At 47.5% G+C, this 19,672-nt stretch carries 13 protein-coding genes; 6 read left to right on the forward strand and 7 right to left on the reverse strand.

What is annotated here, in order from left to right:
* Window positions 1-112: 112 nt before the first annotated feature.
* Both PPA03S_RS13495 and PPA03S_RS13500 read right to left on the reverse strand, forming a co-directional pair.
* On the reverse strand, window positions 113-1,168 hold the full coding sequence (locus tag PPA03S_RS13495) for a hypothetical protein (protein ID WP_062323679.1): 1,056 nt from the start codon (window positions 1,166-1,168) through the stop codon (window positions 113-115).
* Window positions 1,168-3,006 carry an HSP90 family protein gene (locus PPA03S_RS13500; protein ID WP_062323681.1) on the reverse strand — a complete coding sequence of 613 codons (1,839 nt, stop codon included), beginning with the start codon at window positions 3,004-3,006 and terminating at the stop codon, window positions 1,168-1,170. Before PPA03S_RS13500 ends, PPA03S_RS13495 begins: the two co-directional genes overlap by 1 nt.
* 441 nt (window positions 3,007-3,447) lie before the next feature.
* Here PPA03S_RS13500 and PPA03S_RS13505 point away from each other — a divergent pair, with 441 nt between their 5' ends.
* The 4 genes from PPA03S_RS13505 to PPA03S_RS13520 all read left to right on the forward strand — a co-directional run bounded on the left by PPA03S_RS13505 (window position 3,448) and on the right by PPA03S_RS13520 (window position 8,596).
* Entirely contained in the window at window positions 3,448-4,353 is a 906-nt protein-coding gene (locus PPA03S_RS13505; protein ID WP_062323684.1) for an ABC transporter ATP-binding protein, read from the forward strand.
* Window positions 4,346-5,179, forward strand: a complete 834-nt coding sequence (locus tag PPA03S_RS13510) for an ABC transporter permease subunit (RefSeq protein WP_062323686.1) — start codon at window positions 4,346-4,348, stop codon at window positions 5,177-5,179. Before PPA03S_RS13505 ends, PPA03S_RS13510 begins: the two co-directional genes overlap by 8 nt.
* A 347-nt stretch (window positions 5,180-5,526) precedes the next feature.
* Entirely contained in the window at window positions 5,527-6,813 is a 1,287-nt protein-coding gene (locus PPA03S_RS13515; RefSeq protein ID WP_062323687.1) for a DUF5050 domain-containing protein, read from the forward strand.
* Window positions 6,814-6,967: 154 nt separating this feature from the next.
* Window positions 6,968-8,596, forward strand: coding sequence for a helix-turn-helix domain-containing protein (locus tag PPA03S_RS13520; protein ID WP_062323690.1), 1,629 nt, complete (start codon window positions 6,968-6,970; stop codon window positions 8,594-8,596).
* A 64-nt stretch (window positions 8,597-8,660) separates the two neighbouring features.
* Here the strand turns inward: PPA03S_RS13520 and PPA03S_RS13525 are convergent, their stop codons facing one another.
* Complete coding sequence (locus tag PPA03S_RS13525) at window positions 8,661-9,233, reverse strand: GbsR/MarR family transcriptional regulator (RefSeq protein ID WP_062323692.1); 573 nt, start codon at window positions 9,231-9,233, stop codon at window positions 8,661-8,663.
* Window positions 9,234-9,727: 494 nt separating this feature from the next.
* Between PPA03S_RS13525 and PPA03S_RS13530 the strand changes: the two genes are divergently transcribed.
* The gene (locus tag PPA03S_RS13530; RefSeq protein ID WP_062323694.1) at window positions 9,728-10,957 is read left to right on the forward strand and encodes a quaternary amine ABC transporter ATP-binding protein; all 1,230 of its coding nucleotides are present in this window, start codon (window positions 9,728-9,730) and stop codon (window positions 10,955-10,957) included.
* Entirely contained in the window at window positions 10,923-13,514 is a 2,592-nt protein-coding gene (locus PPA03S_RS13535) for a glycine betaine ABC transporter substrate-binding protein (protein ID WP_062323696.1), read from the forward strand. The genes PPA03S_RS13530 and PPA03S_RS13535 overlap by 35 nt, the downstream gene beginning before the upstream one ends.
* A 345-nt stretch (window positions 13,515-13,859) precedes the next feature.
* On the opposite strand, the gene PPA03S_RS13540 is transcribed toward PPA03S_RS13535, so the two are convergent.
* From PPA03S_RS13540 to kimA, 4 genes are all read right to left on the reverse strand, one after another.
* Window positions 13,860-15,233, reverse strand: a complete 1,374-nt coding sequence (locus PPA03S_RS13540; protein WP_062323698.1) for an ABC transporter substrate-binding protein — start codon at window positions 15,231-15,233, stop codon at window positions 13,860-13,862.
* Window positions 15,234-15,581: 348 nt separating this feature from the next.
* Window positions 15,582-16,403 carry a carbohydrate ABC transporter permease gene (locus tag PPA03S_RS13545; RefSeq protein ID WP_062323700.1) on the reverse strand — a complete coding sequence of 274 codons (822 nt, stop codon included), beginning with the start codon at window positions 16,401-16,403 and terminating at the stop codon, window positions 15,582-15,584.
* The gene (locus PPA03S_RS13550) at window positions 16,400-17,305 is read right to left on the reverse strand and encodes a carbohydrate ABC transporter permease (RefSeq protein WP_411835397.1); all 906 of its coding nucleotides are present in this window, start codon (window positions 17,303-17,305) and stop codon (window positions 16,400-16,402) included. The genes PPA03S_RS13545 and PPA03S_RS13550 overlap by 4 nt, the downstream gene beginning before the upstream one ends.
* 398 nt (window positions 17,306-17,703) lie before the next feature.
* Complete coding sequence (gene kimA, locus PPA03S_RS13555) at window positions 17,704-19,521, reverse strand: potassium transporter KimA (protein WP_062323704.1); 1,818 nt, start codon at window positions 19,519-19,521, stop codon at window positions 17,704-17,706.
* Window positions 19,522-19,672: the final 151 nt, after the last annotated feature.

Below are 19,672 nucleotides of genomic sequence, written 5' to 3' on the forward strand. Positions count from 1 at the left end.
GTCATACGATATATCCGCCATGGATTACAAGGCAGCTGAAATTCGTTACACTTCAAATTCTGCATACTACTGTCTAATCAGATTTGCTGAGTTCGTTTAAGAATGGTTCTGACTATACCTCGCTTAACATCGAGGAGACATGTTGATTGCCATTACGCTGATCGTATTTCTCAGCAGATGCTTTGGCATAGGCTGCAAAATAATCGGCCAGTTTACGTAAATCTCCCGGATCTCCTTCATAGGGGAATGAAGCAGGCAGCCGCAGGCGGTATCCTGGAGATTCGTCGGCCCAGCGGTGCAGCAGCTGTGCAGCTCTGGCATAGAACATCATTTTGGCAAACGGATCTTCATGATCCATCGCGAGCACCAGACTTTCTTCCAATACATCGATGCCCTTCGCCGGGTTCGTGCGTGCAAGATAATCCATTTGCTCGGCAAAGCTTTGCACAAAATCATTATGTCCTTTGATCATGCGATAACCTTTGGCCTGATGTTTATCAGCTTCATCCATCTTCCCAAGTCGGTATAGGGGCATCAGAATCTCCGATAAGGTCAGGTGCGGAATTTCGGCACAGCTCATTCTCCCTTTCAAAATGGGCTTCGCCGCTTCCAATACTTTCTCATCATTACCTAGCAGTAGCCAGTAACGCATAATCTCATCCTGCTCACAGGCTTCACAATCACTCATAAAGTCACGGTCCATGCTTCTGAACTTGGTATAGCTGTTTCCAGCCTCCTCCAGCTCCCCAAGATCCATGGATATGCGGAAACGGTAATACCAATACGAACGTTCGCTGTATCCAAATGACTTGAAGCGACGTCCGAAGTCCTCCAGCAGTTCCATCATTTTCTCGCGAGACACTTCCGGGAAGCTGGATAATTCGCCCAAAATCCATTTGTACGACCACATTAACGTTTCTTCGTCATATCGTTCAGGCTGTTGATCAAACTTGCCCAGCTGCCAGGAAAAAGCAATCAGTGCTTTCATCGGATAACCGCAAAATGTCGCCGTCTCCACGATCTCCGAACGCGCCTCGTACGCTTCTTCCTCCATGCCATTCACATCGGCTACTCTTGCCGCTTCCTCCAGCATACCCAGCTTGGCTGTTCCATTTGGCAAGCCATAGGCCTCTTCCATCAGATCCTCAAAATCCAACTCTGTCTTCATCAGGCATCCCCCTTACTACGATCTGTATTCGCACGCAATCCCCAATCTATAAACCGAACGATGCCCTGATTCAGCACCTCAAGCTCCTGCCGATTCATCGCATAATGACCCATCATTAGCGCGTTAACATACAACATCTCTATGGCAATCGGGGTCATTTGGGGATCCGGAGACGTCAGCACCCGCTGAATAATGGGATTGTTAATGTTCAGGTACAGGGTGGAATACCCTGCCGAACCAATCCCTGAAGACAATGAACCAAGGACGGAAGAGAACAGCTCCGTACTCTCCTCGCTTGCTTTTTCCAGTGCACGGAGTGTGGAAGACTCCTGCGAGAGCGTGAACAGCACAGGCAGATCTGCTGGCTTAAACCCTTTGACCTCTGCACGGCAGCGGAAACGTTGCAATGCAGAATCAGCGAGGCGCAACGCATCATAATACTGATTTCGTTCAGCTGGCGGCACATCAGTGAAACTCATGGATACTTCATCCGGCTGTAATCGTTCCGTCTTTACATGCTGTACAGCGAGTGGAAGCATCGCCATCAAATCGCTGTCGTAAATGTACCCGCCGTTAATAACGAGCATCGATTGTGCGGAAGCGACATGATGAATCTGACGATACTCATCTACCGATGCAGTAAAGTACAACGTCTCTCCCTCATCCATCAGTTCGCCCAGTTCCCGATGACCCCGGGTGCTCTCAAACGGAAGCCAGCGGTGAATCATCGCGTAAAATTCCTGATCCTGCACAGCCAGTGCCTTCATCGACAGTGCATGCAGACGAATCAGCTTCTGCAGCCGCTCCGTCTGACTCTCTGCCATGTCGGCCAAGCCCTTACGAAGAGCATCTCCGAGTTCGGAGCGTACCTCTTCCAGCTTTTCATTTTCATAAAAATGTTCCCGTGAAGCCGTCGGTTGAAGCTCATCTGTCCAGATCAGACATTTCACGAAGAAAGCCCAATCCGGTAAAATATTCTCCGCCTTCTCCGAGATCAACATTCTCTTCAGATACACACGATGGGAACGCTTGGCATTCAGATTAACGGCATGGGGCAGCACATAAGCAATGCCTCCTGTACGGCCAGAAGCTGTCGTCAGTGGAATGTAATCCTGAAACTTCTCTCCAAGCAAGCGTTCACCAAAAGCCAGTACTTCTGTTCTGCGTCCACGTGCGAGTTCAGGCTCCATCAGCCAGCTCGGCGACTGGCTATTTACAATATGTTGAACCCCCTCACTATGAAGGGTAACCGGATACGGCAGCAGCGCTCCATAATAGAACAAGGCTTCCTTCACATATTCCGCTTCAAAATAATGGGCTGCCTCCGGCGTACAACGCAGATACACTTTCGTACCCGGGGACAGCTGCACGTCTAGTTGCCGAATCGTATAGGTGCCGTCCGGCTTGCCTCTCCACTCCATCGAAGGTCCACCCTTCGCAGATTGCGTCAGCATGACGATTTCATGACTCACCATGAAACAGGACAACAATCCGATTCCAAAGCGTCCGATGAAAGATGTCTCTCCATCCAGCAGGGCCTGCTGTCCTCGTTTCGAGGATTGACCTATCATCGCCAGGAACTCATGTATATCCGCTTCCGTCAAGCCAATGCCGTTGTCCTCCACCATCATCGTGCGCTGCTCACCCGTTCCCGTCAGTTCCACGCGAACTTCGCTCTGGAACCCAGGCTCTGCCTCTGTTCGGGCTGTAATGGCATCGGTTGCGTTCTGCATGAGTTCACGTAAAAATACTTTGGGACTGCTGTATAGATGGTTCGATAGAATCTGGATCATACCGCTCAGGTTCACCTGGAAACGATATTCGTTGGATGCTGTCATTTCGCTCACCTTCCTCATGGTCCAATACATCAAATACCCAGAATATATGTGTGCATATGATGTGTTAGACGAAATAGATATGTATTGCTTAGAAACGGGCGTTCCTCGAATGGATACGCCAAGTGACGACATCAAACCGGCCCTGGTTAACCAAGACCGGTTTCGATGGATATTCAGGCATTCACGTATGTAAGAGGCCTTAGGTCTAATTACCACGTTATGGATGGCAATGAAACGGGATATTGCATCCTTTTAACCAGAATACATGGTAATGACCAGAGTGGAAACAAACCTGAGACCCGATTTCGCCGGACTTTAGGGTGAAGTTGGTGCCTGGGTTTGGGACTTAAGAAGGAGAACACTTTAATTTTGAACTTCATTTGAACGATAGGAGCGGGTTGGACGTATAATCTCCAAACTCAGATCGGACGGTGAATATATATGATTGAAGTTCGTAACATTTCCAAGCAATTCAAAGTGCATCAGGCACTGAACGATGTCAGCTTTAAGGTTGAAAAAGGTAGCGTTACCGGGCTAATTGGGCCCAATGGTTCGGGCAAAACCACCTTGATCCGCATCATGAATGGTGTTCTTGGCGCTTCGGGTGGGCAAGTGAGCATTAACGGCCTTGATCCCTTCCGCGAGACGGAGAACGTACTAGCCTTATGCGGCACACTTACCGAACAGAGTGGACTGTATGAAAATATGAGCGGACGTGACAACCTGATCTTCTTCGCTGAAGCATTCGGTGTGCCGCATGCCAAAGCACGAATCGATGAACTCGTAGCTCTGTTTGAATTGCAGGATTATCAACATCGAAAAGTGGGCACCTACAGCACAGGCATGAAAAAACGCGTAGGTCTTGCTCGTGTGCTGCTGCATCGCCCTTCCGTCCTCTTTCTGGATGAGCCGACCAACGGACTTGACCCTGACGGAATCCAGATGGTACTTCGTATCATTCGTCGACTGAACCAGGAGGAAAACATGACCATCCTCGTTTCATCTCATGTGCTGTCCCAGCTTTCGGCCGTATGTGATCGGTATATTTTTATGGAAAAGGGTCGCAAAGTGGAAGAAGGTACGGAGCAGGAGATTGTGAACCGTTATCTGACCACACCACGAATCGAAGTTGAAGCGACCATGCCGGACGGATGGATGGCCTTAAAAGAATACAAGCCGGAAGTGATTTCAGCATATAAAGCCATATTTCAACTCCAATCCAGGGATGAGATTCCAGTTCTGCTGCGGAGATTAACAGCGTATGGACAAGTCTATCAGGCACGCATCTTGGGCAGTGATCTGGAAAGTATTTATTTTGCCATTAGGGAGGCACACCATCATGAATAATCGCCAAGCCATACGTGCACTTGTACGCAAAGACATTCAAGCCATCACAGCCAGTGTTCAGCTCTGGTTGCCAATGTTGATCGTTCCATTGATTATCGGAATTATCATGCCCGCGGTACTCATATGGACAGCCTCAAGGATGGAGCTTCAATCCCTGGGCAATATGAGCTTCCTGCTTGATACGCTAAATACCTTAACCGATTCCGGCCAGATCCCCCAGCTCGCTTCCATGCCTACGGATAACCATCGTATTGTCTATTATCTGGCCTTGTACATGTTTGCCCCGTTGTTTCTGATCATTCCGGTGATGGCATCCAGCATTCTGACGGCGAACAGCTTTGCAGGTGAAAAGGAGCGAAAGACACTGGAAGGTCTTCTTTTCACGCCGATGAGTATGGATACGTTGTTTAAGGGAAAGGTGCTGGCTGCTCTTATTCCTTCCCTGTTGTTATCCTGGACTACATTCATCATCTACGGAATCATTGCCAATATCCTGATGTATCCGATGTTTGGGAAATGGATGTTTCCCAATCTGAACTGGATCATTCTTATTCTCTGGGTGGTTCCGGCATGCAGTCTTGTGGTCATTCTGTTTAATGTATTGATTTCGGCCAAGGTACGGGGATTTCAGGAAGCTTATCAACTGGGTGGATTAGTAGTCATTCCATTGCTTGCACTGATTGCCGGTCAGGCGAGCGGCATGCTGCTAATTAGTCCATTCATGCTGCTCCTGATCGGAGCGGTGCTTCTGCTCATCAGTTTCGCTCTGCTTCGCCTGATCACCCTGTGGAACAGTCGACAGCAGCTGGCAGAGAGCCAGATTTAAGCGGAATAGGTTACAGTTTACATTTTATTATTTTATATTTTATTAAGGGGCTGTCCCATAAGTCATGAACATGACGGTGGACGCCCTTGTTCGCGTTAATTTGCTCTAACGAATCTGACAAACGTTATTCGCTGCCATTTACACCGTTCTGAGATGTAACGAATTCCAGAGAAGTTACTTCATCGATGGGGTAAATTTTTAGGCTCTGATGCCGAGTTTGCAGCTAAATAACGCTATTCATTTTTGTACATTCCCCCAAATAGGATCTATAACATATTTTCCATAGTTTACCGATATAACTAAAGGTGTTAACTGTATATATAATGAAGAAGGGTGATGATTGATTCATGAACAAATGGTCCTCACGTGTGCAACGTACCCTCTGCGCCATGCTGCTGTTTATATTGATGGCAGCAGCGACACTGGGAGGCGGGAACGGTGCGCAAGCAGCCTCACTCAACCAATCCACCGTCTATTATGATTCCGATGGTGTATTGTACAAAGTATCCGGTGACGGAAGCAGCACAACTGAGGTTTTACTGGATTTCGAAGGGGTTGACCTTGTCGAGGCAGGCTCCTACCTCTACTACACGCAGTCCAAATCGTCCACAACATTGCTTCGCGTCCCAAATGATGGTTCACGTGATTCAGCAGAAATTTATGCTACAGACGTATTAAACTACTTTTCAGACAACGGGTTCATCTATTATATGGATGCCAAAGGTGCAATCTATCGTGCGAACGGTAATAGCGAAGCCTCGACTGTCAAAAAAATTGCTGACAATGCGGATACCGATTTCCCGCTCCTCACTGTAACGAAAAGTCGCGTGTACTATAACGCGCTCGTTAACGGAAATACCTGGATCGTTTCCAAAGCATCCAATGGCAGCGGAGCCGTACAACGGATTGCCGCAGGCGCAGTAGAAGGTCGTTATTTTATGCATCCAGCCAAAAATGAACTTCAACTCATGGTCAATACCAACCCGTATGAACAGGTATATTCCACCAATGCGGTTGTGATGTATAAGGTTAATTACAGCACAGGCAAAGCCACAGCTGTTAACCCAAAAGCAAAGCTCGATGTCAATGCAGTATATTCTGGCGGCTGGGGTAATAACCTTTATGTGTATAATCAAGGCATCAAGTTGGACAGCAACAAGGACTACAACTATGCGATCGGCAAAGCTTTTGCATTGACTACTTCTGGCAAGACCCTTCAGGTCCACAGCAAAAGCATTCGAGAGGTGGACGCATTAGGTACAGATAAAATGATTATTGTGGATGCAGATAAAAAGGCTTACGCCAAAACCATCTCCGGCAACAAAATATCCAAATCTGCCAATCTGAATCTAAGTAACGTCACCTATGTGGCCAATCAATTCAACAACGGCACACCAACGCTTGCATACATATCAGGCAGCAATGGACTATATTCCGTTACCACTGCTCTTAAAGTAACCAAACTTGCCGGAGATGAATGGGATACATTCCAGTTCATAGCTGATGTTCCGGGAATGTTCTACATCAACGCCAATGATCTGTACCGTTTGTACCACGTGCAAGCGAGCGGTACAGGCAAAAAGTCGTTAAGCGACGTTTTCCTGGACGATATCCTGTTGGTAACCCCTAACTAAAATCATATATATCCAAGGAAGAGGATCACCTTACAGCCTTTAACGGCTCGAGGTATCCTCTTTTTTTCATGTCACAAACTATTTTTCAAAAACACCTTCCATATGAGAATGATAATTGTTATCATTAAGAAAATAAGACAAAAGGATGGTCCGTATGACTGAACAGCTGCCCTTCATTTCTGAAGCCTCATCTCTACCGCTCCTCTCTTCCATGTGCCGCGTACGCCGCGAGGAGCATTTTCGTGTGCAAGGCAAGACGGTGTCCCGGCCCATGCTCTGTCTTATTTTGAAAGGCGACGGTGTCCTGGTCCTCAATGATCAGGTTTATACAGCTCAAGCCAATCATCTGTTCTTTCTGCAACCTGGAACGATCATGGAGGCGGCTGCACGCTCGGCTGTCACAGAGTTTCTATTGCTCAGCATGGATACCGTTCGTTTGCAGCAGGTGCACGGTGAATGGAAGATGACTTCCGCTCCCGGCTTCCCGCTCGGTTGGCAAACCGGCCGATTACTGGTTCGTCATGAACGACAGGCCGTGTCACGATGTGAACAATTGTATGAAACCTATCGCGGTGCTCAACCGGATCACTTCATTAGCATACATAGCCAACTGCAGGATCTGTTGCAGTATCTATCCGAGAATCGGCTTGAAGAAAACTATGAAAGAGTCGATCCTGCGCTGGAACGCAGCATTATGTATATGCGTCAGTTCATGAGTGAGGGTATCAGCATGGATCAACTCGCCAAAATTGCCGGACTGACAGCAAGTTCATATTCTCGAAGTTTCAAAAAAACCAAAGGCATGTCACCGACCGATTATCTGAACCGATTACGGATTGACGAAGCCAAAAAACAGCTCCAACAGGAATATTGTGTACTCAAAGACGTCGCCGAGTCTGTCGGTTATGGCAATGAATATTATTTCAGCCGCAAATTCAAACAATCCGTTGGGATTGCACCCAGCCTATATATGAAAAGAGACCAGCTGCGCGTGGCTACGGCGTCCATAACAGGACTTCATGAGAATCTCTCTTCTCTTGGACTGTACCCGGTAGCAGTGATGGATGAATTCCGTGATCGGGAACAGAATGAGGCTGAACAACATCAGCAGCTAATTCAACAATTGGATAGGCTGCGGCAGGCAAAGCCAGACCTGATTATCGCTGACTTCTACCATAAGACCCATTACGATAGGTTAAGAGGTATCGCCCCAACCGTCGTACTTGATCCGCCCTCGGATTGGAAAGAATATCATTTTCGTTTGGCTGAGCTGGTTGGACGGGATAAGCAGGCTTTGCAAAATGTAAAACAACTGGAGCTACGCAGCCTTGAAGCTGGCCTTCACTTGCAGCACCATTTCGGACAAGAGCGTATCATGCTTATGCAGGTTACAACCCAGTCCATTCGAATTCATGAATATGCCACGCATCCATTAGACCACCTTTTATACGGTGAATTGGGACTACATCCTGGACAGATCATATCTACAGATGTAATGACCGGCGAATATTCAGCTGATAGCATCCCTCTGCTGGACACGGACCACCTCTTCATTCATCGCATCTCCAATCAGCCTGCCAGCGAGAAGCTGCTCCGGCGCATGAAGCAAACCGCCGCCTGGAATCGCTCAGCTGCCGTATTGAAGGGTAACGTACACGATATCTCTGATTGGCCGCTAATGTGCTGGAATCCGTTCGGACGCTATCAGATTATAGACGAACTGGAACAGATCGTTCAGCAGCATAGATCCTTATCACGTGCGGGATTAATCGGGCAATTGTAGACGATAATATTCAAACACAAAAGAACCCTATCCAATCTGGAAAGGGCTCTTTGCTTTGTTGTTATTAGTGTTCCTTGATTTCTTCCTTCGGAACCAGCTTGTATATTTCTTCATCTTCCATTGTATCAATCAATCGGTCCAACCATTTGTAATAGGCTTCTGCTTGGAGGACCTTATGCTTGTCCCCCATAAGAATGTGAAGAAGTTCGGCATCTGCTTGTTCATCCAGGTCAGAAATCAAACGATTCAATTCATCAACGGATTTGCGCAGTACCTGCAGGTTACTCTCCACGGCTTTTCTCCATTTAATCACGAAATAATCCGTAAACGTCTGATGCCAGTCATACTCCACTTCATATAGGTCTTTCCGGGAGCCTTTGCTCCATACTTTATTCACCATTTTTAGATCCAGCAGTGTGCGTACGCCGGTACTCATGCTCGTTTTGCTCATTTCCATTTCCCGGCCCATATCGTCAAGGGTCATTGGTTTGTCAGCAAAAAAAAGCAATCCATATAAGTGTCCCGTGGACAGCGTTACTCCGTAGAGATCCATATTACGTCCAATGGCTTCAATGACGCGTTTACGGATTCTAAGAACGGTTGCTTGCTGTTCCTCTTCTAAATGGTCCAAGCCCATGCTTGCAACCTCCATTCTGAACATTCCCAGTCTTGGCAAAAAAAATTGCAACGGTTTAGACCCTGCTTACATGGGAAAGTATCCTGCAGGACATCCTATATGCCAGAAGGCATTAGGCTACCCAATGTATTTAATGGGAACTTTACCAGGTTGCATCTGCCTACGACTATCTTTTAACCAATAAAAACAGCTTCAATTCAGCTCATTTTCTATTGTAGGAAAAGCGATATCAAATGTAAAGGTGCCTTATTAGCCAAAATAAGGAGGATGACAGAGCATATGGACGGAAAACTTTGTACAGTTTTTACTGTACAAACATTATGTACTGTTTATTCAGTTGCTATACAGGTTAAGTATTGTTAGAATACAAAACGTTACCCAGAAAGACGGGAAGCGAAGCAATTACCGGATTTCGTGGCTGGGCGCACAAGTGTATGGGCTTGTGGATGCTGAAAGCCGTTCGAAGTGCACAACACATCAGAAGGGGTGAAAACATGACCATACTTGAAGTTAAGAATGTAAGTAAACTGTTTGGCCCCCAAACCGAGCAAGGTATTCAATTATTGGAGCAAGGTTGGGGTAAAGAGAAGTTGGCCAAAGAAAAACAGATAACGGTTGGTGTCAACCGGGTCAACATGGAAATTAAAGAAGGCGAAATTTTCGTCATCATGGGACTGTCAGGGAGTGGTAAGTCTACACTGGTTCGGATGTTCAATCGTCTGATTGAACCGACCTCGGGAGAGATTCTCGTCCATGGCAAGGATCTGCGTAAGATGAACAAAGAACAATTGCGCGAAGTGCGTCGGAAAACGATTAGCATGGTGTTCCAGAAGTTTGCGTTATTCCCGCACCGTACCGTTCTCGATAATGTGGAGTATGGACTGGAGATTCAAAAGGTAGATAAAGATAAACGTCGGGAAAAAGCGAAAACCTCGCTTGAACTGGTTGGCCTTAAGGGCTGGGAAGACAAAATGCCGGATGAGCTGAGTGGCGGGATGCAGCAGCGTGTAGGTTTGGCTCGTGCGCTGGCAAATGATCCGGAAGTCCTATTAATGGATGAAGCATTCAGTGCACTTGATCCGTTGATTCGTCGTGATATGCAGGATGAGTTGATTGAGCTTCAGGATAAAATGAAAAAGACCATTATTTTCATTACCCATGACTTGGACGAAGCGCTGCGCATCGGCGATCGTATTGCCCTCATGAAAGACGGCGCAGTCGTGCAGATCGGTACTCCGGAAGAAATCATGATTCAACCGGCCAACTCATATGTGGCCCGCTTCGTCGAAGACGTGGACTTGTCCAAGGTCCTTACTGCATCTCATGTTATGCGACGTCCTGAAACGATTACGCTTGACCGTGGCCCTCGTGTTGCCCTCGAATTAATGCGCGAACGTGGTATTTCCAACCTGTTTGTCATTGACCGTTCGAAAAAACTGCTTGGTGTCATTACAGCAGAAGATGCAACCCGAGCGATGCGCGAAAACAAAGTATTGAATGATATTCTGATCACGGATGGGCCGACGGTGTCGCCTGAAACCCTGATTCATGAATTGTTCGAGATTGTAAGTTCAGCCCATGTGCCACTCGCTGTCGTTGGCGAAAATGGCCGTCTGCAAGGTGTTATCGTCCGCGGTGCCCTGCTTGGCGCACTAAGCGGTGAAGTTGCAGTAAAGGAGGAACTTGCAAATGATTCCCAAAATACCACTAGCATCGTGGATTGAAGCCATTGTTGACTGGATGAGCTCTTCGCTCTCCGGATTATTTAAAGTTATTTCTATCGTGATTCAGGAGGTTGTCGGATTTTTCTCCGGGTTGTTCATGCTTCCCCATCCGCTCCTGTTCATTGTAATACTTGGGATACTGGCATATCTCGTTGGGCGGTTACCGTTAACCCTGTTTACGGTGATTGGATTCCTGCTCGTAGATAACCTCGGATATTGGTCCCAATCGATGGACACATTGGGCCTTGTTATTACGTCAGGATTAATCTCCATTCTGCTTGGTGTTCCCATCGGAATCTGGCTCGCATACAGCAGAACCGCAGCCCGGATTATTACACCATTGCTTGACTTTATGCAGACCATGCCTGCATTTGTCTACTTGCTGCCAGCTGTAACTTTCTTCAGCCTCGGTGTGGTTCCGGGTGTTATCGCGTCCGTAATATTTGCGATTCCACCTACGATTCGCCTGACTCACCTTGGAATTAAGCAGGTATCTGGCGAACTGGTTGAAGCAGCTGACGCATTTGGTTCCACATCCATGCAAAAGTTGTTCAAAGTACAGCTTCCTCTTGCATTGCCTACCGTAATGTCAGGGATTAACCAAACCATCATGCTGTCGCTGTCCATGGTTGTTATTGCTTCCATGATTGGTGCACAGGGTATTGGTGCGGAAGTTTATCGTGCGGTAACGCAGTTGCAGATCGGTAAAGGATTTGAAGCGGGTCTAGCTGTCGTAGTACTCGCGATTGTTCTCGACCGCTTCACGCAAAATCTGTTTATGCCAGGTCGCAAGAAGACCTCCCGCATCTCGTCGAAACAAAAAGCCTGGATTACGGCTGCGGCAACACTGGTTGTACTCGTAGCTGGTTTCTCACAATACTTTATCGGTGGGAATAGCAGCTCTGCCGGTGGTAACAACACTTCAGCTAATGCTATAGGTGAAGAAGTCAATTATCAGATCATTGGTATTGACCCGGGTGCAGGTATCATGAAATCCGCCGCGAAAGCCATCGATGATTATCACCTGAGCGATTGGACACTCATTGAAGGCTCAGGTGCAGCGATGACGGCCACACTGGACAAAGCTATTAAAAACGAACAGCCGATCATCATTACAGGCTGGACTCCACACTGGATGTTCAACAAGTATGATCTGAAATATCTGGATGACCCGGAAAAATCTTTCGGTGATGCAGAAGAAATTCATACCATCGCACGTAAAGGCTTGAAAAAGGATCACCCGGTTGCTTATGAGTTCCTGTCCCGTTTCCAATGGACTTCTGATGAAATGGGCGAGATGATGAGCGCCATCCAAAACGGAACATCTGCAGAAGATGCTGCTAAAGACTACGCTGGGAAACACGCTGACCAGATTAACGAATGGACCAAAGGTCTGACGCCAGTTAACGGTGATGCATTTACACTTAGCTATGTAGCCTGGGATTCCGAAATAGCAAGTACCAACTTGCTGAAATATGTTATGGAAAACAAGCTTGGCTATAAAGTTAACGCCCTGCAAGTTGAAGCTGGACCGATGTGGACGGGTGTCGCCTCAGGCGACGTAGATGCCTCTCCAGCAGCCTGGCTGCCATTGACTCACGCTGACTACTGGGAACGTTACAAAGACCAGGTGGATGATCTGGGTGCCAACATGACCGGTGTACGCACAGGGCTCGTTGTTCCTGCATACATGACAGACGTTAATTCGATTGCAGACCTGGAAACAGGCGCTTCTTCCCCTGCTCCATCGGCGAATGCCAATGTGGGAAATGAAGTAAATCATCAAATTATCGGTATCGATCCAGGTGCCGGAATTATGAAATCCACAGCGAGTGCCATTGAGAAATACGGTTTATCTGACTGGAAACTGGTTGAGGGTTCAGGAGCCGCAATGACAGCTACACTGGATAAAGCCGTTAAGAATAAAGAACCCGTTATTGTTACGGGGTGGACTCCACACTGGATGTTCAACGCTTATGATCTGAAATATCTCGACGATCCGGAAGGGGTCTACGGTGAAGCTGAACAAATTCATACCATTGCCCGTAAAGGGTTAAAGGAAGACAAACCTGTCGCTTATGAATTCCTGGATCGCTTCTCCTGGACACCTGAGGATATGGGTGAAATCATGGTCGCCATTCAGAACGGAGAGGATCCCCAAAAAGCCGCAGCGTCTTTTGCCGAGAAGCATAGCGATAAAGTGGCTGAATGGACCAAAGGTCTGTCCCCGGTGAATGGAGATCCCATTAAACTCAGTTACGTAGCATGGGACTCCGAGATTGCAAGTACCAACTTGCTGGAGTACATTCTGAAAGAAAAACTGGGTTACAAGGTAACCTCCCTTCAGGTAGAGATTGGTCCAATGTGGACCGGTATCGCCAACGGTGATGTGGATGCAACTCCAGCCGCATGGCTGCCGCTCACCTCTGCAGATTATTACAACAAGTACAAAGATCAGATCGATGATCTCGGTCCAAATATGGACGGTGCCAAAACGGGTCTGGTTGTGCCAACCTATATGGACATCAATTCCATTGAAGATTTAAAAGATAATTAAACCAGATTAAGATGGATAAACCTGAATTTGGTAAAAAGACCGCCGAATTTTTTCGGTGGTCTTTTTTGTGTAACTTTTTTCTCGCCTCACTCTGGTGAAAATGAACTTTAATAAAAACAGCTTACAGATGAAGGTCTGCAAGCTGTTTTCGATATCTATTGATAGAACTCCCTATACACAATGCGACTTAAAGCGATTTTGGTCATAGCTCTTTTCACAGCAAAACGAAGCGACAGTCAGGATTGACCATCGCATACGTCCTACTCTTTATGACATTCCAAGTTAAGTCATCCATTTCAACTTTGCTATACCCAGCTTGAAGTTTGTCCTACTGCAAGCAATAAGTTACTTCTTCACCGTACTGTTATACTGCCCGATCTTGTCTGTAATTTGCTTCGCTGCTGCATCCAATACGTCTTGCGGCGTACCTTGTCCATTCAGGACCGTTTCGATCGCTCCTTCGACAATTTGACGGGCTTCGGGGAATACCCCCATAATGGCCCCGGATGTTGCTGTCGAATCCGCGGAAGCATGCAATTGGTCGACTGCTGTCTGGAATTGCGGGTACTTCGCCATATTATCCTTTAATACTTGCTCATTGTAGGCTGCTGTCGTAATCGGGAAGTATCCTGTCGCAACACTCCAGTTGGCTTGTACCTCAGGTGTAGCCAGATACTTGATGAATTCCCAAGCGGCTTGCTGCTCTGCTTCGGATTTGTTGTTCATGATATACAAGCTTGCGCCACCAACAACGACTCCGCCTTCTTTGGCATCTGCTGGACGCGGCAGGAAGCCTGTTCCCAGCTCAAACTTGCCACCAGCACCCTCTACAATTTTACGCAATCCAGCGGTGGAATCCAGTGTCATGCCGATTTGCTGTGCGGTGAATGCAGCGGTCGTATCGTCTGTGCTACGTCCCAGATTGGAAACGGTTTTCTCGTCCATCATCTTTTTCCACCATGTCAATGTCTTCACGCCAGCTTCAGAGTTCAGCATGGATTCTGTCGCCGCACCGTTTCTGCCATTACCATTGTTTACATAATCTGCATTCTGGTTCGCAAAGAACTGTTCCATAAACCAGCCATAGATGGCCATGGATGCGCCTGGTTTGCCGTCTTTCGCCAGCGCTTTGGCTGCTTGCTCAAACTCTTCGTAGGTCTTTGGCGGGTTCTCCGGGTCCAAGCCTGCAGCTTTGAACATATCTTTGTTGTAATACAAAATCGGGTTCGATGTGTTGAACGGCATCGCATTCAATTTGCCGTCGATGGTGTAATAACGGATGATATTCGGCTCCAGCTGGGACAGGTCGAACTTGTCTTTGTCGATGAATTGCTGCACCGGCGTAATCATGCCCGAATCGATCATGAACTTGCTTCCGATCTCGTACACCTGGATAATGTTCGGACCACTGTCCGAGCCCATGGAAGCTTTGAGTTTGTTCAGGCTCTCATCATATTTCCCCTGATAGATGGCCTTCACCTGAATATCCGGGTGACTTGCATTGAAATCGGAAGCGAGTTGGTTAATGGCTTTCTCCCCTGCACCCGACATCGAATGCCACCATGTCAGTTGTACCGATTCAGCAGCTGCGGCATCTGCCTGCGCTCCGCCCGTTGTGCTTGTCGTTTCGGTTTTTCCGCCACAAGCGGCCAATACCAACATAAGTGCAGCCAACATCAATGCCAATGTGCCTCTTTTTTTCAAACGAAATCCGATCATAATCGCTCTCCTTTTATATGGCTCACGTCACAATAAGTGCTTTACTTTCTGCATGGTGGCCGTTACGGATCCGAATCGTTCTTTCGATCGCTGTTATCCCCGGATTTTTTCACATTCCCGTTTCATAAGGGAAAATCCGGGGATAAAGGCGCACGCTTCGCTTCTACAGAATCGATTTCGTCCCCTCCACTACTTTTGCAGTCTGTAAAAGACTTATTTCAAGCGTGAGCCTTGTTTATTTGCTCCTGGGTATCCAAAACCGTAAACCTTGTACGACGATACAGGTTTTAATTTAATAGTTCTAATTCTTCAGCATCCATTCAAAAGCTTTAATCCTTAAAATCCAAACTACCCTTTCAGCGCTCCTGCAGCCATACCGCGTACCAGCTGTTTCAAACCGAACACCAGGAGCAGCAGCGATGGCAAAATAACAAGTGCCGTGCCGGCAAACACCAGATTCCATGCAGTGGATTCCTGGAACTCCAGCATCGAGATCCCGATCTGTACCGTCCTCATCTCTGGAGTATTTGTAACGAGCAGCGGCCACAGATAGGAGTTGTACATGCTCAGGAACGAGTATATTGCCAGTGTTCCAAGTGCCGGACGGGACAAGGGCAGGACATGGGATACAAAATACCGGATGTGCCCACAGCCATCGATCTTCGCTGCTTCAAACAGTTCCTTAGGCAGCTGCATAAAGAATTGTCTCAGCAGGAATGTGCCGAACGCTGTTGCCAGGAACGGAATGGTCAGCCCCTGATACGTATCGAGCCAGCCCCAACTGCGAACCGTCAGATAGTTCGGGATCATGGTGACTTCCCAAGGAATCATCATCGTTGCGACAAACATACTAAAGATGACGTTTTTGCCCTTAAACTCCATTTTCGCGAATGCATAAGCCGCCATGCTCGCTGTAACAAGCTGACCAAGCATCGTCAATCCTGCCACCAGGAACGTATTGCCGATAAACGAAACAATCGGAACGATATCGAATACTTCCGTGAAGTTGGACAGGTCTATGGATTGCGGGATGATATGAGGCGGATATGCACTGGCATCCTCTGGCGTCATGACCGCCATGAAAAAGGTGTACAGCACCGGATACAGTACGAGTGCCGCACAGATTGTAAGCAGCACATACAGCAATGTTTTGGTCCATGGTGTCCTCATTGGTAATGCACTTTCCTTTCCACCCATTTGAACTGAATCAGGGTCAGCAGCATAATGACTGCAAACAGGATAAGCGCTTGCGCACTGCCCGTCCCAAAGCGGAAATTAACAAAGGCCTCCTGATAGATGGAATATACGAATACATTGGTACTGTCCATCGGGCCACCACGGGTTAGAATGTTGATCTGACCAAAAGATTGGAATGCACCAATGATCGATACAACGGTGACGAAGAACAGGGTTGGCGACAATAGTGGCAGCGAGATTTTGCGAAACGTAAGCAACGGACCTGCGCCGTCAATCTTCGCGCTCTCATAAATTTCATCCGGGATGCCCTGTAATCCGCTGGACAGAATAATGTAATTGAATCCGAGATTCATCCAAATCGTCATGATGGAGATCGATATTAAGGCCCAATCCGGACTGGTCAGCCAGGGAATCGGGTCGATTCCAACTTTTCCTAATAAATAATTCAGCATACCCAAAGTCGGGTGGAACAGGAACTTCCAGATGACTGCCGACGAACCGACCGACAACACCACGGGCAGAGAGAAAACAAATTGGAACACACGCATTCCCTTGAACCGGTTGTGTGTAAGTGCCGCCAGAATCAGGGCAACCAGCATGCCGGTTGGCACAGTAAACAGGACAAACAGCAGCGTTACTTTCATGCCTTGCAGGAACAGTCCGGACTGGAATACCGCCTTGAAATTGTCCAATCCCACATAAGCTGCAATCTGGCCGGTAGGGTCCGTGGAATGCAGACTCAGGTACACCGACTTGAACATCGGATAAAACAGAAACACTGCAAATAAGAGCAGCGATGGTGCCAGGAAACCATAGGCCAACATATTCTCCCGCATTCGCTGCACACGCAGCGAAGCTGTCCGGCGCTGACTCATACCCCATACGCGCCGTCTGGCAGCGGGCAAGCCGATCCGGTTGTCAAGCTCACTCATCGGATTTTCTTCCCCCTTGATCTACGCATTAAGTGCGTGAACTTCATCACCCACGTTATCTAGTGTAAAAGCCAACTGTCACAGCAGAGTCGATTCTGAATCAACGCAGCGTTAATCATGGATAGATGAGTTTACCAAACAAGGGATGTTAAATAGACTTCAAACCAGGGTCAGTGAACAGCAAAAAAACCGCAAGAACTCCCTTGATTCGGGAAGGTTCATGCGGCTTTATGTGTTAAGGGAAGATGAACGCGATTAGATATACTACACTCCATACATTTAACAGAAAACTGGATATTTAACGTTAACGCCAAATGTTCGGTTGAGCATTCCGAAGCCTTTTAGCGATTGAGATGATACGGCACAGTCGTGACAATCACGTCTTTGTAATTGATCAGATAAGCACGGATCATGAAGCTGGTCTGGTTATGCAGTACATTTTGCCACCAATGCTTGGTGATGAACTGCGGGATCAGAATCGTGATATGGTCCGTTTCAGACGTCTTCCACTCGACGGTATCAATGAACTTCTTGAGCGGTCCCATAATGCTGCGGTATCTCGACTTGATCACAACCAGACGGACGCCAGGGTTCCACTCCTCCCACTTCTGCTCCATCTTGCGAATGGCTTCATCATCAAACCCGATATACAGGGCAACTACATGATCGGACATCGTCTGCGCGTAACTGATCGTATTCATCACGACACGGGTAATACCAGCCACCGGAATGATAATCGTATTGCCCTTTGTCACCGGTTTCTCCAGCTTGATGTCAATCCGCAATTCATCCGCGATGTTGCAGTAATGACGGTGAATGCGCATGAACACATAGACGACAAGTGGCAGGAAAATAAAGATAACCCATGTTTGCGTGAACTTGGTGAATATAAAAATCAATGTAATCGACAGTGTGGTCAGCATACCAATCGTATTGACGAGCAGCTTCACACCCCAGCCGGACGGTTTGACTTTGATCCAGCGAATCATCATGCCCAACTGCGACAGGGTGAATGGAATGAACACACCCACAGCGTAGAGCGGAATCAGGCTTTCCGTATTTCCTTTAAACCCCACCACCAGCAATGCGGACATGACACTAAGAAAAATAATACCGTTCGAGAAGCCCAGGCGGTCCCCTCTGACCATAAATGCATGCGGCATGTATTTGTCTTTCGCCATCATGAAGGATAGCAGCGGGAAAGCCGAATATGCCGTATTGGCTGCCAGGAACAGGATCAGTGCTGTTACGCCCTGAATAATAAAATACATCGTGCCCCTGCCAAACGTAGCTTCGGCAATTTGGGAAATGACTGTGGCTTTGGGATCAGGCTTTACCCCGTAACCATAGGCAAGCAATGTAATTCCGATAAACATGGCTCCCAGAATACAGCCCATCAGCATCAAGGTTCCTGCTGCATTTTTCTCGGCAGGCTGCTTGAAGTTTGGAATGGCGTTGCTAACCGCTTCGACCCCTGTCAGAGCCGAGCATCCCGAGCTGAATGCCTTCAATAGCAGAAACATGCTCACATGAGACATGCTCGTTCCGAACTCAGGCGCTGCGGCTTCCATCCCACCCGCAAGAAATTTGATTCCTCCGGATATAATCAGAATTGCAATCGAAAAGATAAATAAATATATGGGAATCGCCAGTACAGAGGCAGATTCCGTCACGCCCCGCAAGTTCATAATCGTCAGAAATACAATCATCACCAACGCAATCACTACGCTGTAATCGTGAAGCATGGGAAAAGCTGATGTAATCGCATCGGTTCCTGCGGACGAACTTACCGCGACAGTTAGAATATAATCGACCAGCAAAGATCCTCCGGCAATCAGGCTCGGAGCCGTACCCAGATTATCCTTGGCTACGATATACGCGCCGCCCCCGGTTGGATAAGCAAATATCGTCTGTCGGTAGGAAAATATTAAAATGACGAGTAACCCCAACACGGCGATGGAGATTGGAACAGAGTACCATAAGGCGGCAAATCCGGCCGCAACGAGCACCAGTAATATCTGCTCCGTACCATAGGCAACGGACGACAGGGCATCGGAAGATAGAATCGCGAGCGCCTTCCATTTCCCCAATTTTTCTGCATCCAATTCAGCCGATTTCATAGGCTTGCCTATTAAGATTCTCTTCATTTTGCCAAGCATGATCATAACTTCCTTCCATCCCTCATCTGTGAAGCATTGTTATTATGCAAAATCGCGGAGCCAATGACAATACGTCATTTCACCCGAAATTCGCCAGCGTGTGATAATGCATTCTACGATTCAATAATCGATAACAAAGCCAATCTTGTTC

The sequence above is a fragment of the Paenibacillus pabuli NBRC 13638 genome (assembly GCF_001514495.1).
GTDB classification, from domain to species: domain Bacteria; phylum Bacillota; class Bacilli; order Paenibacillales; family Paenibacillaceae; genus Paenibacillus; species Paenibacillus pabuli.

What these genes read in the sequence shown, in the direction of transcription:
- PPA03S_RS13520 (WP_062323690.1), top strand. Translation starts at nt 6,968, where the DNA reads ATGACTGAACAGCTGCCCTTCATTTCTGAAGCCTCATCTCTACCGCTC.
- PPA03S_RS13505 (WP_062323684.1), top strand. Translation starts at nt 3,448, where the DNA reads ATGATTGAAGTTCGTAACATTTCCAAGCAATTCAAAGTGCATCAGGCA.
- PPA03S_RS13525 (WP_062323692.1), bottom strand. Translation starts at nt 9,233, where the DNA reads ATGGGCTTGGACCATTTAGAAGAGGAACAGCAAGCAACCGTTCTTAGA.
- PPA03S_RS13550 (WP_411835397.1), bottom strand. Translation starts at nt 17,305, where the DNA reads ATGAGTCAGCGCCGGACAGCTTCGCTGCGTGTGCAGCGAATGCGGGAG.
- PPA03S_RS13535 (WP_062323696.1), top strand. Translation starts at nt 10,923, where the DNA reads ATGATTCCCAAAATACCACTAGCATCGTGGATTGAAGCCATTGTTGAC.
- PPA03S_RS13500 (WP_062323681.1), bottom strand. Translation starts at nt 3,006, where the DNA reads ATGACAGCATCCAACGAATATCGTTTCCAGGTGAACCTGAGCGGTATG.
- PPA03S_RS13515 (WP_062323687.1), top strand. Translation starts at nt 5,527, where the DNA reads ATGAACAAATGGTCCTCACGTGTGCAACGTACCCTCTGCGCCATGCTG.
- PPA03S_RS13540 (WP_062323698.1), bottom strand. Translation starts at nt 15,233, where the DNA reads ATGATCGGATTTCGTTTGAAAAAAAGAGGCACATTGGCATTGATGTTG.
- PPA03S_RS13545 (WP_062323700.1), bottom strand. Translation starts at nt 16,403, where the DNA reads ATGAGGACACCATGGACCAAAACATTGCTGTATGTGCTGCTTACAATC.
- PPA03S_RS13495 (WP_062323679.1), bottom strand. Translation starts at nt 1,168, where the DNA reads ATGAAGACAGAGTTGGATTTTGAGGATCTGATGGAAGAGGCCTATGGC.
- kimA (WP_062323704.1), bottom strand. Translation starts at nt 19,521, where the DNA reads ATGCTTGGCAAAATGAAGAGAATCTTAATAGGCAAGCCTATGAAATCG.
- PPA03S_RS13510 (WP_062323686.1), top strand. Translation starts at nt 4,346, where the DNA reads ATGAATAATCGCCAAGCCATACGTGCACTTGTACGCAAAGACATTCAA.
- PPA03S_RS13530 (WP_062323694.1), top strand. Translation starts at nt 9,728, where the DNA reads ATGACCATACTTGAAGTTAAGAATGTAAGTAAACTGTTTGGCCCCCAA.